Genomic DNA, 14,303 nt, shown 5'->3' with positions numbered 1-14,303 from the left:
GAAGATTTTAAAACGGAATGATTCATTGAAGGAGGAGATTCGTTGTGGTTACAGCTTTAACTGGCGCGATTGAAAGCGGTTTGCTATATGCATTAATGGCGCTTGGCGTATACATTACGTATCGCGTACTTGATTTTCCTGACCTAACAGTAGATGGTAGCTTCACGACAGGTGCAGCAATTGCGACGGTGATGACGCTTCATGGCGTAGCTCCAATTTTATCTTTATTATGTGCCTTTGCCGGCGGAGCATTAGCTGGTTTAATGACAGGTTTGCTGCATACTAAAGGGAAAATTAATGGATTGCTTTCAGGAATCATTATGATGATCGCATTATATTCGATTAACCTTCGAATTATGGGTAAACCTAATTTATCGCTTCGTGGTCAACCTAATATTTTTGATGGCGGTTCAGTATTGCTAATCGGCTTAATTTTAGCAATAGGGGTAAAGCTACTGCTAGATTTATTTTTTAAGACAAACATTGGTTTAAGTTTAAGAGCAACTGGCGACAATCAGCGGATGATTAAAAGTTTTGGTGCAAATACGGAATTAACAACAGTTATTGGTGTTTCTCTATCGAATGCCCTAGTAGCTACTTCTGGCGGTTTAATCGCTTTTTCTACAAATCAAACGAACAATAATATGGGTGTAGGAATGATCGTTATCGGTTTAGCATCTGTAATTATTGGGGAAGCGTTGTTCGGTAAAAAAACGATTTTCCGTACAACTTTAGCAGTTGTCTTGGGTGCAATTGTATATCGTTTAATTTACGCATTAGCGCTTCGTATTGAATGGATGGATGCGCAGGATATGAAATTAATTACTGCGGTAATTATCGTTGGAGCACTTATTATTCCAACACTTCGCGCAGCTATTCGTGAAAAACAAGTTTCACGAAAACGAGCGGTTGAAGTATTGAATCAGTTGGATGCGAGGGAGGGTGTTAAGTAGATGCTTCATATTAACAATGTTTCTAAATTATTTAACCCTGGCACAATTGATGAAAAGATTGCTCTATTGAAAGCTCAGTTGCATTTAAAGGAAGGCGACTTCGTAACGATTATTGGCAGTAACGGTGCTGGTAAATCTACGCTGATGAATATCATATCTGGAGTTCTAAAACCAGATGTAGGCAGTGTGCATATTGATGGTAATGATATAAGTTCATTGCCTGAGCATAAACGAAGTAAGTGGATTGGACGAGTGTTTCAGGATCCGATGGCAGGTACAGCTCCACGCATGACAATTGAAGAAAATCTGGCAGTTGCTTATAAGCGAGGACAAGCAAGAGGTTTTGGCTTTGGTGTAACGAAAAAGACAAAAGAACTTTTCCGAGAAGAATTATCTCGCCTTGGCATAGGATTAGAAAATCGGATGAGTGCGAAGGTTGGTTTGCTCTCTGGTGGGGAGCGCCAGGCACTAAGTTTGCTGATGGCGACTTTTACACGTCCAAAAATTTTATTACTGGACGAGCATACCGCAGCATTGGACCCAGCCCGCGCAGAGCTTGTCACAGATTTGACAGAAAAGATTGTTAAAGAAATGAACCTTACCACATTAATGGTTACACATAATATGGAACAAGCTATTCGTCTTGGCAATCGATTAATTATGATGGACAAAGGTCAAATCATATTGCAAGTAAATGAAGATCGGAAAAGCGATTTAACCGTTGAACGTTTGCTTGGCGAATTTGAACAAATAAGCGGTAAGAAAATGGCAGATGATCGTGTTGTGCTTGGCTAGCAAAAAGTAATGCTGCTAAGCTTAGTAAGTTAGAAAGCGGAATAAAGTATCAATACAGGATGCACAGAGATTAGTGGAAGTAGCTAGTCTCTGTGCATTTTTTGTTATGTTCAGTTTAACAAGCTTTAGGCAAAACTAATATCATTAACTCTTTTAAAATCGATAGCAAGTTATATTTACAAACATAATGTAATAGTGTATTATTTAACTAGTACACAGGTACACGTAAATGGATTGGAGTGATTACATTGAGTATAGGGAATGGAAATGTAGTTTTACGGCTGAATAACGTTACGAAAAAGGCAGGAAATCAGCTAATTGTTGATGGATTAAGCTTTGAGGTAAAAAAAGGGGAAATTGTTGGTTTGCTTGGACCTAATGGTGCTGGTAAAACAACAACAATTCGGATGATTGTCGGATTAATTGGGATGACAAGCGGCGATGTGTTTATTCAAGGACATAGTATTAAATCCAATTTTACTAAAGCGATTGCTCATGTTGGTTCGATCGTTGAAAATCCGGAGTTTTATCCATATATGACAGGTTGGGATAATTTAAAGCAGTACCAACGTATGACTGACGGTATTACAGAGGAACGGATAAGAGAGGTCGTTGATATTGTCGGATTATCGGAAGCAATGGGGAAGAAAGTGAAGTCGTATTCTTTAGGAATGCGTCAACGTCTAGGAATTGCCCAGGCGCTACTCCATTCTCCTGACATACTTATTCTTGATGAGCCGACCAATGGTCTTGATCCAGCAGGTATTCGAGAAATGCGCGATTATTTGAAAGAGCTGGCACAGAAAGAAGGCATCGGAATTCTTGTTTCGAGTCACTTGCTTTCTGAAATGGAATTGATGTGCAGCAGAGTTGTCATTATTCAACAAGGTAAATTTGTACGTGAGCAAATCATCGGTGGAGTACAATCGGCAACTGAAGAGCATGAGTTGATGCTGCGTGTAAACAATATCCAGCAAGCGCTGCAAGTACTCAAATTATTTGAGCAAATTAAGCTGATTAATCATCATGATGCTACCAAAGAAATCCTTGTGTGTTGCACTGATGAGTTGCTTGCTCAATTCGTACAGCAATTAAGTATGCAAAAAATTGCTGTTTACCGAATTACAGAGGTAAAACGTTCTTTAGAGGATCAATTCTTGGCTTGGACAGGAGGTAATCAAATTGTATAGTTTTTATCAATTAACGGTAAACGAATGCCTAAAAATAATGAAGAAGCGCAGCTTTTTCCTTCCGTTTTTAATTATGATGCTTATTCCACTAGGTATTGCATTAGTGGTGAAGAAGTTTTCCCCTGGCACAGAAATAGGACTGTTTGATTTCTTACAGTCGAGTATGAGTGTTCAAGGCGGCGGTAAAGTACTTACTTTCCTTTGCATTATTTATATGGCTGGTCTTGTATCGAGTGAACATCAATTAGGGACGATAAAGCTGCTTTTGATCCGTGCTCATAGTAGAAATAAAATTCTTGCATCAAAGTATATGACGTTAATTTTGTTTTTGCTTGCCTTAATGCTCTTTACCCTAATTATAGGAACGATTATTAATGTTCTGTTCTTTGGATTCAACAGCAGTGAAATGGGTTTGAGCGATTTGTTGAAATACTCAGGTTATACCTTTATTTATGCGCTTATCTACGCATCAATTGCTTTTATGTTTAGCATTTTGACGAAGTCAACTGGCGCTACAATCGGTATTTCATTTTTGCTCGTATTTATTGAAGATATTGTAATTATGCTGCTAAGTCGTTATTCATTTGCAAAGTACATTTTGTATTTCAACACTGATCTAGGAATATATGAAGATGGCGAGCCGATGATAGAAGGAATGAGCTTAGGATTTTCAAGCGTAATTCTTCTATTATATATGATTGTGATCGTAGGACTCTCGTTTTATGTTTTCAAAAAACGCGATGTATCGTAGAATTAGTGCGTGAGGTAACAGGGGGAAAGGAGAACGAGGGTTGATGATCCAATTTGACAATAATCTGCCGATCTATATTCAAATTATGAATTACTTAAAAAAAGAAATAGTTAGCGGCAAACTAAAACCCGGTGACAAGGTACCTTCTGTTCGTGAATTGGCAACGAATCTCCAAATTAATCCAAATACGGTCCAGCGAACACTGTCAGAGCTTGAGCGGGAAGGCATTGTAGAAACAAGACGAGGGCTTGGCAGATATGTAACAAGTGAGGAGTCGGTCATTATGGATATAAAAAAAGAGATGGCTGGGGAGTTGCTTGAACATTTTATTCAAGGAATGGTTGAGCTTGGTTTTGCCAGTAACGAAATTCTCTCTATCGTAAAGGATGCGATGGAGCATCGACAAGGCGAGCCACAGTGGAGGGAGCAATAATGAGCATCTTACTCGAAATGCAAAATGTCCACAAAAACTATTGGAGAAAACAGGCATTAAAGGACGTATCACTTAAGCTGGAAAGAGGAAAAATTGTTGGTTTGTTAGGTAACAATGGAAGCGGTAAATCAACTTTGATGAAGCTGATTGCAGGGCTGAATCAACCTAGCTCTGGTACTATTATGATAGCAGGGACGTCAGTAGGCACTGCTTCAAAAAAATATGTTTCTTTTATGCCAGATGTACCTCTTACAGAATCGTGGATGAAAATTAAAGATGCCATCGCGTTTCAACGTGACTTTATATTACAATCCCGAAAGCAGTATGCTGATTGCGACTCATCTACTTACCGATATTGAGCGTATATTTGACGAAGTTATATTAATCAAACAAGGGCAAATCATTATGCATGAGGATGTGGAGCAAATTCGTCTCAATCACGGAAAAAGCATTAATGATTTATTTAAGGAGTTTTATGCGGAATGCTGAAGCTGTTCAAATATAACTGGAAACTGAATAGCATGAGATTTTATATTGCGATTACAGCTACAGTATTGCTATATGCATTGCTCCTTATAGGCAAAAATTATTACGGCTGGTTAGATGAGGCAACATTTGTGCTTAGTACATTGGTTTCTGCATTAAGTGCGTTAATCATTTTTATACTGCTAGGTATAACCTTTAATCATAGCTTAAAAAGTTATCATCGACGGCTAATTCCGTTAACTCCTATTGAAGAAGTGCTGTCGATGATTCTGCTGGCGATTGTATACAGTTTGTTAGGAGCATTATTATCTATATTCCACATGCTTGTGGCAAACTTTCATTTTAGTAATACAGAGGTAAATGATGCGTTAAATGGGTTACTCACGTTTGATTCGATTATGACGATACTCGGTGTAGTCATTTGGAATGCTGTCTCATTTATAACATTGCTAATGCTTGCGATGAGCAGCTGTTATTGTTTTAGAGGAAAATATCGTGCATGGATTGCAGTTCTTGTTTACCTTGCAGTTCCGCTGGCCGTAGAATTGATTAGAAATTGGTTACTAGGTGATGTTGCAAGCGAGTATTATTCCATTATTAAAATTAATCTTGAAGCTGATGCAGAACTGCAAGGAAATTTTCATATTACAAATTATATTGATCTGTGGTCGATGCCTGCATTAATTGATGCTGTTGTAATTATGCTTGAAATTTATGCAATACAATATATAATGAAGAAGCGACTTCAAATTTAAGATAGCAACGAGCAAGATTTCGACAAGAGAAAAGCTGCAAATTATAAAATAATTGCGGCATATTTCTCTTGTTTTTTTCATTAAAATAACAATTAAAATTTTGAATAAATTAAGTTGCAATCAGTCGCCTACTCATGTATAATATTGAATGTTGGTCTGACGTTGCGATGATGTAAGAGGTTGCCGACACACCCGGCTCCTTTGCCATGGGGCGTGTGACGGGTTTTTCTTACGGAGTATGTCCGATTAAAAAATTGGGCGATAGAAGGAGGGACTAAAAATGGCAAAACAAAAGATTCGTATCCGTTTGAAAGCATACGATCATAGAATTCTTGACCAGTCCGCAGAAAAAATCGTAGAAACTGCAAAACGTTCCGGTGCAGGAGTATCCGGGCCGATTCCGTTGCCAACGGAAAAGCAAATCATCACTATTCTACGTGCTGTGCATAAGTACAAGGATTCTCGCGAGCAGTTCGAAATGCGTACTCATAAACGCTTAATCGACATCGTGAATCCAACGCCACAGACGGTTGATGCTTTGATGCGTCTGGATCTACCATCCGGTGTAGATATCGAAATTAAACTGTAATAATGAATGAACGAAAGATAGTATAGAGAGGAAATGAGGTGTCAACATGAAAGGTATCTTAGGTAAAAAACTTGGTATGACTCAAGTATTTACTCCTGAAGGCAATGTTATTCCGGTAACAGTTATCGAAGCTGGTCCATGCGTTGTACTTCAGAAGAAAGACATTGAGAACGACGGTTATGAAGCGGTACAGCTTGGTTTTGCTGATAAAAAAGCAGTTCGCTCCAACAAACCTGAAGTTGGTCATGCTAAGAAAGCTAACACTACTCCTAAGCGCTACGTTCGCGAAATTCGCGGAATTAATCTTGGCGAGTATGAGGTTGGCCAAATCATTAATGCTGATCTGTTCGCACAAGGTGAATTTGTTGACGTAACAGGTATTTCTAAAGGTAAAGGTTTTGCTGGTGTAATTAAACGTTGGGGACAAAGCAGAGGTCCTATGTCTCACGGTTCTCGTTATCACCGTGGACCTGGTTCAATGGGTTCTATTCAAGCAAACCGCGTACCAAAAGGTAAACACCTTCCAGGACATATGGGTACTGAACAAGTAACAATCCAAAGACTTGAAGTTGTTCGCGTTGATGCTGAACGCAATGTGATTCTTGTTAAAGGTTCTGTTCCAGGTCCTAAAAATGGCTTTGTAAAAGTACAACTATCGGTTAAAAGCTAATCGTTGCTAAAGAAAGGAGGAACAATAATGCCTAAAGTAACAGTATACAATGTGAGTGGTGCACAGGTTGGTGAACTAGAACTAGCTGATAGCGTGTTCGGTATCGAGCCTAACGCTCATGTTATGCATAGTGCTGTCCTTTTGCAAAATGCTGCTGAGCGTCAAGGGACACACAAAACTAAAGGACGCTCCGAAGTACGTGGCGGTGGACGTAAACCTTGGAAACAAAAAGGTACAGGTCGCGCTCGTCAAGGTAGTATCCGTTCTCCACAATGGGTTGGTGGTGGTACAGTATTTGGTCCAACACCTCGCTCTTATGGATTCAAACTTCCTAAGAAAGTTCGTCGTTTGGCGATTAAATCTGCACTTTCTTCTAAAGTAAAAGCAGATAACATTATCGTTTTGGATCAGCTAACTTTTGCGGCTCCAAAAACTAAAGAATTTGCAAAAGTGCTTAGCAATCTAAAAGTAGATCGCAAAGCTCTAGTTGTAACAGCAAATTATGAGGATAACGTTGCTCTATCTGCACGTAACATCCCAGGAATTAAATTCGTCGCTGCTGATGGCATCAATGTTCGTGACGTGCTTGTTCATGATAAATTGATCATCACTAAAGAAGCGGTAGAGAAAGTACAGGAGGTGCTTGCGTAATGAAAAATCCACGCGATATCATCAAGCGCCCGGTTATTACGGAACGTACGAGCGATTTCATGGCTTCTAAACGTTATGTTTTTGAAGTAGACCTACGCGCGAACAAAACCGAAATCAAATCCGCTATCGAAGAAATCTTTAACGTAAAAGTTGTTAGTGTTAACACAATGCGTGTAGCTGGCAAATTCAAACGTTATGGTCGTTATAGCGGCTACAGACCTGATTGGAAAAAAGCAATCGTTCAATTGAGCGAAGATAGCAAAGAACTTGAGTTCTTTGAAACGTCAGTATAGAAAAGGAGGGAACATTCGTGCCAATCAAAAAGTATAAACCGACCTCTCCTGCACGTCGTAATATGAGCGTATCTACATTCGAAGAGATTACGACAAGCACTCCGGAGAAATCGTTGCTTGCGCCTCTTCCTAAAAAAGCTGGTCGCAACAATCAAGGTAAAATTACAGTTCGTCACCAAGGCGGTGGACATAAACGTAAATACCGTATTATTGATTTCAAACGTAATAAAGACGGTGTTATCGGTAAAGTTGCAACAATTGAGTACGATCCAAACCGTACATCAAATATCGCTTTGATTCATTATGTTGATGGAGCGAAAGCTTACATTATTGCACCTAAAGGTCTTAAAGTAGGCGATCAAATTCAATCTGGTCCAGATGCGGATATTAAAGTTGGTAACGCATTGCCACTTGCTAACATCCCAGTTGGTACTGTTATCCACAACATTGAGCTAAAACCAGGTAAAGGTGGACAACTTGTTCGCGCTGCTGGTACAGAAGCTCAATTGCTCGGTAAAGAAGGTAATTACGTAACTGTTCGTCTAAACTCTGGCGAAGTTCGTCAAATTCTAAGTGCTTGCCGTGCAACAATCGGTTCAGTTGGTAATGGAGACCACGAGCTTGTTAAGATCGGTAAAGCTGGTCGTTCTCGCTGGTTAGGTAAACGTCCTGAAGTTCGCGGGGTAGTAATGAACCCTAATGATCACCCTCACGGTGGTGGTGAAGGTCGTGCTCCTATCGGTCGTAAATCTCCATTGTCTCCTTGGGGCAAACCAACACTTGGTTACAAAACACGCAAGAAGAAAAAAGCATCAAGTCAATATATTGTTCGTGGTCGTACGAAGTAATAAGTGCTTGATACAGGTCGCATAGCGTAAGCTATGCAGTAGTTCTTACGTGAAGGGAGGATCTCACATGGGTCGCAGTTTGAAAAAAGGTCCATTTATTGATGGCTACCTTTTGAAAAAAGTTGAGGAATTGAATGAGCAAAACAAAAAGACTGTAATTAAAACATGGTCTCGTCGCTCTACGATTTTCCCGCAATTCATCGGTCATACTTTTGCAGTGTATGATGGTCGTAAGCATGTACCAGTGTATGTGACAGAAGATATGGTTGGTCATAAACTAGGCGAATTTGCTCCAACACGCACATACAAAGGCCATGCAGCTGATGATAAAAAGACAGGCAGACGTTAATGCCTATCACTTTCTAATGAATGAGAGGAGGTTTCAACATGGCAGAAGCTAAAGCACACGCACGTTTCGTTCGTATTGCTCCTCGTAAAGCTCAATTGGTATGTGATCTTATTCGTGGTAAGCAAGTTGGCGAAGCGATTGCGATTCTGCGTCATACTCCAAAAGCTGCTTCCCCAATTTTGGAGAAGTTATTAAACTCTGCGATTGCTAACGCTGAGCACAATAATGGGCTGGATGTAAATAATTTGGTTGTATCGCAAGTATATGCGAATCAAGGACCAACAATGAAACGTTTCCGTCCACGTGCACAAGGTCGTGCAAGCAGAATCAATAAAAGAACGAGTCATATCACTTTGGTCGTATCAGAAAAATAAGGAGGGATAACGAGTGGGTCAAAAGGTAAATCCAGTCGGATTGCGTGTCGGGATTATCCGTGATTGGGAATCCAAATGGTACGCAGAAAAAGACTTTGGCGATCTTCTTCTAGAAGACGTAAAAATTCGCGAATACCTTAAAAGCAAGCTGAAAGATGCTGCAGTTTCCCGCATCGAAATCGAACGTGCAGCTAATCGCGTGAACGTTACGATTCATACTGCGAAACCTGGTATGGTTATCGGTAAAGGTGGAGCTGAAGTTGAAAACCTTCGTGTTCAACTAGGTAAAATCGCTAAGGATAAAAAGGTTCATATCAATATTGCTGAAATTAAAAATGCTGATCTTGATGCAATTCTTGTTGCAGAAAGCATCGCACAACAACTTGAACGTCGTGTATCTTTCCGTCGTGCGCTTAAACAAGCGATTCAACGCACAATGCGCGCTGGTGCGAAAGGTATTAAAACAGCAGTTTCTGGTCGTCTAGGCGGCGCTGAGATTGCTCGTACTGAAGGATATAGTGAAGGTACAGTTCCACTTCATACTCTTCGTGCTGATATCGATTACGGTACAGCTGAAGCACATACGACTTATGGTCGTCTTGGTGTAAAAGTATGGATTTACCGTGGTGAAGTCCTTCCTACTAAGAAGAAAGCTCCACAGGAAGGAGGCAACTAATCATGTTGGTACCTAAACGCGTAAAGCACCGCAAACAACAACGCGGTAGTTTAAAAGGTCGTGCTAAAGGCGGCACTACTGTTGCATTTGGCGAATACGGTTTACAAGCACTTGAACCATCATGGATTACGAACCGTCAAATTGAAGCGGCTCGTATCGCGATGACACGTTACATCAAACGTGGTGGTAAAGTTTGGATTAAAATTTTCCCAGACAAGCCAATTACTCAAAAGCCTCTTGAGGTACGTATGGGTAGTGGTAAAGGTAACGTTGAGAAATGGGTAGCTATTGTTAAACCAGGTAAAGTTATGTTTGAGCTTTCTGGGGTATCTGAAGAAGTTGCTCGTGAAGCAATGCGTCTAGCTTCTCATAAGTTGCCAGTTAAATGTAAGTTTGTGAAACGAGAAGAAGTGGGTGGTGAAGTAAATGAAGGCTAAAGAATTTCGCAACCTAACCTCTGCTGAAATCGAAAAACAAATCGCTGATTTCAAAGAAGAACTGTTCAACCTTCGTTTCCAATTGGCAACAGGTCAACTGGATAATCCGACTCGTATTCGTGATGTACGCAAAGAAATTGCTCGCGCAAAAACAGTTCTTCGTGAAAGAGAACTTGGAATTAGCAGCTAATCGTTGCTGATGAATCATCTTGATCACGGTCAGGAAGGAGGCCAAACATGAGCGAACGCAATGCCCGTAAAGTAGAGATCGGCAAAGTGGTAAGTGACAAAATGGACAAAACAATCGTTGTTGCTGTTGAAACTTACAAAAAACACGATTTGTACCATAAACGTATTAAATATACGAAAAAATATAAAGCACATGATGAAAACAATGTTGCAAAAGTCGGCGATATTGTAAAAATCATGGAGACTCGTCCGCTATCTAAAGACAAGCGCTTCAGACTGGTCGAAGTTGTTGAAGAAGCTGTCATTCTTTAATGAACGTTTGTGCTTTACATGCTTTCTTGAAAGGAGGACGTTGAAATGATTCAACCGTTTACGCGACTTAAAGTTGCTGACAACTCTGGTGCGAAAGAACTAATGTGTATCCGTGTACTTGGTGGTACTGGCCGCCGTGTAGGTGCGATTGGTGACCTTATCGTTTGCTCCGTTAAACAAGCAACACCAGGGGGAGTTGTCAAAAAAGGTGATGTAGTTAAGGCTGTTATCGTACGTACTAAACGTTCTGTACGTCGTAAAGATGGTTCTTACATCTCTTTTGATGAGAATGCTGCAGTAATTGTTAAAGAAGATAAGAGCCCACGCGGTACTCGTATTTTTGGACCAGTTGCTCGTGAACTTCGTGATAAAGACTTCATGAAGATCATATCTTTGGCTCCAGAAGTAATCTAAGCTCATTAGGTGATAGCCCTGAAAGCACAAGCGAGCAGGAGGTGTAATAAATGCCAAAAGTGAAAAAAGTATTGGAATCACATAACAATAAGCTACACGTTAAGAAAGACGATGTTGTTATCGTTATTTCTGGTAAAGATAAAGGTAAGAAAGGTCGCGTTATCGCTGCTTACCCACGTGAAAATCGTGTTCTTGTTGAAGGTGTAAACATTGTGAAAAAACATGCTCGTCCATCTCAAGCAAATCCGCAAGGTGGTATTATCGAGCAAGAAGCTCCAATTCATGTATCTAACGTGATGCACGTCGATCCTAAGAGCGGCAAAGTAACGCGTATTGGATATAAAACTGTAAATGGTAAAAAAGTTCGGATCGCTAAGCGTTCTGGCGCAGAGATTGACTAATTGTCAAAGTAGGAAAGGAGGTCTACAAGCATGACAGCAAGACTGAAAAGTCGCTTTCTTAATGAAATCACTCCTGCATTAATGCAGAAGTTTAACTATACTTCAGTGATGCAAGTACCTAAAGTAGAGAAAGTTGTTATCAACATTGGTATGGGTGAAGCAGTTTCTAACTCTAAAGTACTTGATGCAGCACTTGAGCAGCTGCAACTTATCGCTGGTCAAAAACCAGTTGTAACACGCGCAAAAAAATCAATCGCTGGTTTCAAATTGCGTGAGAACATGCCAATCGGGGTTAAAGTTACATTGCGCGGTGAGCGTATGTATCATTTCCTTGACAAATTGTTCAATATTTCGTTGCCTCGCGTACGTGACTTCCAAGGGGTTTCTACAAAATCATTTGATGGCCGTGGTAACTACACACTTGGATTGAAAGAGCAACTTATCTTCCCAGAGATTGAGTATGATAAAGTTGACAAAACACGTGGTATGGATATCGTCATCGTCACGACGGCAAAAACAGACGAAGAATCTCGTGAATTGCTAGCCCAATTGGGTATGCCATTTGCGAAGTAATCCACTACTAGGAGGTGTAATACCGAGTGGCAAAAACTTCGATGAAAGTGAAACAACAACGCAAACCTAAATTCAAAGTTCGTGCTTATACACGCTGTGAGCGTTGTGGTCGTCCGCATTCTGTTTTGCAAAAGTTCAAAATTTGCCGGATTTGTTTCCGCGAGTTAGCATACAAGGGCCAGATTCCTGGCGTTAAAAAAGCAAGCTGGTAATCAGCCTAAGTTCGGGAAGGAGGTTCACACGAAATGGTTATGTCTGATCCGATTGCAGATATGTTGACACGCATTCGCAATGCGAATGTTGTTCGTCATGAGACTGTAGAAATGCCCGCTTCAAAGATCAAAAAAGAGATCGCTGAAATTTTGAAGCGTGAAGGTTTTATCCGTGATGCTGAATACATCGAGGATAACAAACAAGGTATGATTCGTATTTTCTTGAAATACGGAGCTAACCAAGAGCGTGTTATCACTGGTTTGAAACGTATTTCTAAACCGGGCTTACGCGTTTATACAAAATCTAACGAAATTCCTCGTGTCCTTGGTGGACTTGGAATTGCGATTATCTCTACATCTAAAGGTGTAATGACAGATAAAGAGGCTCGTCAAGCTAAAGCTGGCGGCGAAGTTATCTGCTACGTTTGGTAAGATTGAAGTAACGAAGACAGGAGGTGTAACAATGTCACGTATCGGTCGTAAAGTGATTCCAGTTCCAGCAGGTGTTACTGTTACATTGGATAACTCAGTTATTACGGTTAAAGGTCCTAAAGGAACGCTTTCTCGTACAATTCATAGCGATATTATCGTTAAGGTTGCTGAAAACGAGATTTCTGTTGAGCGTCCTTCTGATAATAAATTACATCGTTCCCTACACGGAACGACTCGTTCGCTAATTGCGAACATGGTGACAGGTGTTACTGAAGGCTACAAGAAAAATCTTGAGCTAGTAGGTGTTGGTTACCGTGTTAATAAATCTGGCGATAAAATTACTTTGAACGTTGGTTACTCTCACCCAGTTGAATTCTCTCCAGAAAAGGGAATTGAATTTGAGGTAGTTGGTACAAACAAAATTACTGTGCACGGTATTGATAAAGAGCGCGTAGGTCAAATCGCTGCTGAAATTCGTTCTGTACGTCTTCCTGAGCCTTATAAAGGTAAAGGTATTAAGTATGAAGACGAGCGTATCATCCGTAAAGAAGGTAAAGCCGGTAAGAAGAAATAAGTTACTCGCTTAATCTTGCGTCTTAAGGCAAAGGAAAGGAGTGTACCTGCATGATTACTAAAGGTGATAAGAACAAAGCACGTCTAAAAAGACGTTTCCGCGTTCGTAAAAAAATCAACGGCACAGCAGCACGTCCGCGTTTGTCTGTGTTCCGTTCATCTAAACACATCTATGCTCAACTAATCGATGATGTAGCTGGCGTAACAATCGTTTCTGCATCAACTAAAGATAAAGAGCTTGCACCTTCTATCAGCAACGGCGGTAACGTTGAATCTGCTACTAAAGTAGGTCAATTGATTGCTAAACGTGCTCTAGATAAAGGTATTTCTGAAGTAGTATTTGACCGTGGCGGTTATCTATACCACGGAAGAATTCAAGCTTTAGCAGATTCAGCTCGTGAAGCTGGCTTGAAATTCTAATCAACTCATAAGGAGGTAAACGACTTTGCGTGTAGATCCTAATACGTTAGAACTTACTGAAAAAGTAGTTCATATTAACCGTGTTGCAAAAGTTGTAAAAGGCGGACGCCGTTTCAGCTTTAGCGCACTTGTAGTTGTCGGTGACGGAAAAGGCTACGTTGGTGCAGGTATCGGTAAAGCAAGTGAAGTACCTGATGCAATTCGTAAAGGTATTGAAGATGCTAAGAAAAACCTAATCCATGTGCCACTTGTAGGAACTACAATTCCTCACCTAATTGAAGGTCGTTTCGGAGCTGGTAAAGTATTATTGAAACCAGCATCTGAAGGTACAGGAGTTATCGCTGGTGGCCCAGTACGTGCAGTACTTGAGCTTGCTGGCGTTGGCGATATTTTAACGAAATCACTTGGTTCTTCTAACTCTCTAAACATGGTAAACGCGACGCTTGAAGGTCTTTCTCGCCTAAAACGTGCGGAAGACGTTGCTAAGCTTCGTGGAAAAACTGTTGAAGAGCTACTAGGTTAAGGAG

Annotated in this window: 25 protein-coding genes and 1 pseudogene; all 26 read left to right on the top strand. The window is 40.4% G+C overall.

The window, feature by feature from the left end; translation table 11 throughout:
- The first annotated feature begins 44 nt into the window (after positions 1-44).
- A complete protein-coding gene (locus tag AC2TDL_RS08035) occupies positions 45-953 on the top strand; it encodes an ABC transporter permease (protein ID WP_484700078.1) in 909 nt (302 codons plus the stop codon).
- Positions 954-1,748 carry an ABC transporter ATP-binding protein gene (locus tag AC2TDL_RS08030; RefSeq protein ID WP_484700075.1) on the top strand — a complete coding sequence of 265 codons (795 nt, stop codon included), beginning with the start codon at positions 954-956 and terminating at the stop codon, positions 1,746-1,748.
- Positions 1,749-1,987: 239 nt separating this feature from the next.
- The gene (locus tag AC2TDL_RS08025; RefSeq protein ID WP_484700072.1) at positions 1,988-2,938 is read left to right on the top strand and encodes an ABC transporter ATP-binding protein; all 951 of its coding nucleotides are present in this window, start codon (positions 1,988-1,990) and stop codon (positions 2,936-2,938) included.
- Entirely contained in the window at positions 2,931-3,689 is a 759-nt protein-coding gene (locus tag AC2TDL_RS08020; protein WP_484700069.1) for an ABC transporter permease, read from the top strand. The genes AC2TDL_RS08025 and AC2TDL_RS08020 overlap by 8 nt, the downstream gene beginning before the upstream one ends.
- Positions 3,690-3,729: 40 nt before the next feature.
- On the top strand, positions 3,730-4,122 hold the full coding sequence (locus AC2TDL_RS08015) for a GntR family transcriptional regulator (protein ID WP_484700064.1): 393 nt from the start codon (positions 3,730-3,732) through the stop codon (positions 4,120-4,122).
- Positions 4,122-4,611, top strand: a pseudogene (locus AC2TDL_RS08010) (ATP-binding cassette domain-containing protein). Before AC2TDL_RS08015 ends, AC2TDL_RS08010 begins: the two are co-directional and overlap by 1 nt.
- On the top strand, positions 4,605-5,363 hold the full coding sequence (locus AC2TDL_RS08005; protein ID WP_484700061.1) for a hypothetical protein: 759 nt from the start codon (positions 4,605-4,607) through the stop codon (positions 5,361-5,363). Before AC2TDL_RS08010 ends, AC2TDL_RS08005 begins: the two are co-directional and overlap by 7 nt.
- 280 nt (positions 5,364-5,643) lie before the next feature.
- Positions 5,644-5,952 carry a 30S ribosomal protein S10 gene (rpsJ, locus tag AC2TDL_RS08000; RefSeq protein ID WP_005544556.1) on the top strand — a complete coding sequence of 103 codons (309 nt, stop codon included), beginning with the start codon at positions 5,644-5,646 and terminating at the stop codon, positions 5,950-5,952.
- A 46-nt stretch (positions 5,953-5,998) separates the two neighbouring features.
- Positions 5,999-6,622: a 50S ribosomal protein L3 gene (gene rplC / locus AC2TDL_RS07995; RefSeq protein ID WP_484700059.1), complete on the top strand. Its 624-nt coding sequence runs from the start codon at positions 5,999-6,001 to the stop codon at positions 6,620-6,622.
- A 27-nt stretch (positions 6,623-6,649) separates the two neighbouring features.
- Positions 6,650-7,273 (top strand): 50S ribosomal protein L4, encoded by a 624-nt coding sequence (rplD, locus tag AC2TDL_RS07990; protein WP_484700056.1) that lies wholly within the window; start codon positions 6,650-6,652, stop codon positions 7,271-7,273.
- Positions 7,273-7,566, top strand: coding sequence for a 50S ribosomal protein L23 (rplW, locus tag AC2TDL_RS07985; RefSeq protein WP_484700051.1), 294 nt, complete (start codon positions 7,273-7,275; stop codon positions 7,564-7,566). Before rplD ends, rplW begins: the two co-directional genes overlap by 1 nt.
- 17 nt (positions 7,567-7,583) lie before the next feature.
- Positions 7,584-8,414 carry a 50S ribosomal protein L2 gene (gene rplB / locus AC2TDL_RS07980; protein ID WP_484700048.1) on the top strand — a complete coding sequence of 277 codons (831 nt, stop codon included), beginning with the start codon at positions 7,584-7,586 and terminating at the stop codon, positions 8,412-8,414.
- A gap of 67 nt (positions 8,415-8,481) precedes the next feature.
- Positions 8,482-8,763, top strand: a complete 282-nt coding sequence (gene rpsS, locus AC2TDL_RS07975) for a 30S ribosomal protein S19 (RefSeq protein ID WP_484700045.1) — start codon at positions 8,482-8,484, stop codon at positions 8,761-8,763.
- Positions 8,764-8,801: 38 nt separating this feature from the next.
- The gene (gene rplV, locus AC2TDL_RS07970) at positions 8,802-9,137 is read left to right on the top strand and encodes a 50S ribosomal protein L22 (protein WP_484700041.1); all 336 of its coding nucleotides are present in this window, start codon (positions 8,802-8,804) and stop codon (positions 9,135-9,137) included.
- Positions 9,138-9,150: 13 nt separating this feature from the next.
- Positions 9,151-9,813 carry a 30S ribosomal protein S3 gene (gene rpsC, locus AC2TDL_RS07965; protein ID WP_484700039.1) on the top strand — a complete coding sequence of 221 codons (663 nt, stop codon included), beginning with the start codon at positions 9,151-9,153 and terminating at the stop codon, positions 9,811-9,813.
- A 2-nt stretch (positions 9,814-9,815) separates the two neighbouring features.
- A complete protein-coding gene (rplP, locus tag AC2TDL_RS07960; RefSeq protein WP_484700037.1) occupies positions 9,816-10,250 on the top strand; it encodes a 50S ribosomal protein L16 in 435 nt (144 codons plus the stop codon).
- Positions 10,240-10,440, top strand: coding sequence for a 50S ribosomal protein L29 (rpmC, locus tag AC2TDL_RS07955; RefSeq protein ID WP_484700035.1), 201 nt, complete (start codon positions 10,240-10,242; stop codon positions 10,438-10,440). The genes rplP and rpmC overlap by 11 nt, the downstream gene beginning before the upstream one ends.
- Positions 10,441-10,487: 47 nt before the next feature.
- The gene (gene rpsQ, locus AC2TDL_RS07950) at positions 10,488-10,751 is read left to right on the top strand and encodes a 30S ribosomal protein S17 (protein WP_484700033.1); all 264 of its coding nucleotides are present in this window, start codon (positions 10,488-10,490) and stop codon (positions 10,749-10,751) included.
- Positions 10,752-10,796: 45 nt separating this feature from the next.
- Entirely contained in the window at positions 10,797-11,165 is a 369-nt protein-coding gene (gene rplN / locus AC2TDL_RS07945; protein WP_484700031.1) for a 50S ribosomal protein L14, read from the top strand.
- A gap of 50 nt (positions 11,166-11,215) precedes the next feature.
- A complete protein-coding gene (rplX, locus tag AC2TDL_RS07940; RefSeq protein WP_484700029.1) occupies positions 11,216-11,566 on the top strand; it encodes a 50S ribosomal protein L24 in 351 nt (116 codons plus the stop codon).
- Between the two features lie 30 nt (positions 11,567-11,596).
- Entirely contained in the window at positions 11,597-12,139 is a 543-nt protein-coding gene (rplE, locus tag AC2TDL_RS07935; RefSeq protein WP_484700027.1) for a 50S ribosomal protein L5, read from the top strand.
- 26 nt (positions 12,140-12,165) lie between these two features.
- Entirely contained in the window at positions 12,166-12,351 is a 186-nt protein-coding gene (locus AC2TDL_RS07930) for a type Z 30S ribosomal protein S14 (RefSeq protein WP_062490520.1), read from the top strand.
- 33 nt (positions 12,352-12,384) lie between these two features.
- Complete coding sequence (gene rpsH, locus AC2TDL_RS07925) at positions 12,385-12,783, top strand: 30S ribosomal protein S8 (RefSeq protein ID WP_484700025.1); 399 nt, start codon at positions 12,385-12,387, stop codon at positions 12,781-12,783.
- Between the two features lie 31 nt (positions 12,784-12,814).
- Positions 12,815-13,357 (top strand): 50S ribosomal protein L6, encoded by a 543-nt coding sequence (gene rplF / locus AC2TDL_RS07920; protein ID WP_484700023.1) that lies wholly within the window; start codon positions 12,815-12,817, stop codon positions 13,355-13,357.
- Between the two features lie 50 nt (positions 13,358-13,407).
- Positions 13,408-13,776 carry a 50S ribosomal protein L18 gene (gene rplR / locus AC2TDL_RS07915; RefSeq protein ID WP_484700021.1) on the top strand — a complete coding sequence of 123 codons (369 nt, stop codon included), beginning with the start codon at positions 13,408-13,410 and terminating at the stop codon, positions 13,774-13,776.
- A 25-nt stretch (positions 13,777-13,801) separates the two neighbouring features.
- On the top strand, positions 13,802-14,299 hold the full coding sequence (rpsE, locus tag AC2TDL_RS07910; RefSeq protein WP_484700019.1) for a 30S ribosomal protein S5: 498 nt from the start codon (positions 13,802-13,804) through the stop codon (positions 14,297-14,299).
- The last annotated feature ends 4 nt before the right edge of the window (positions 14,300-14,303 follow it).

Source organism: Paenibacillus sp. plas6 (genome assembly GCF_057221655.1).
Note: the sequence above shows the minus strand (reverse complement) of the source record. Positions and strands in the feature narration are given on the sequence as shown.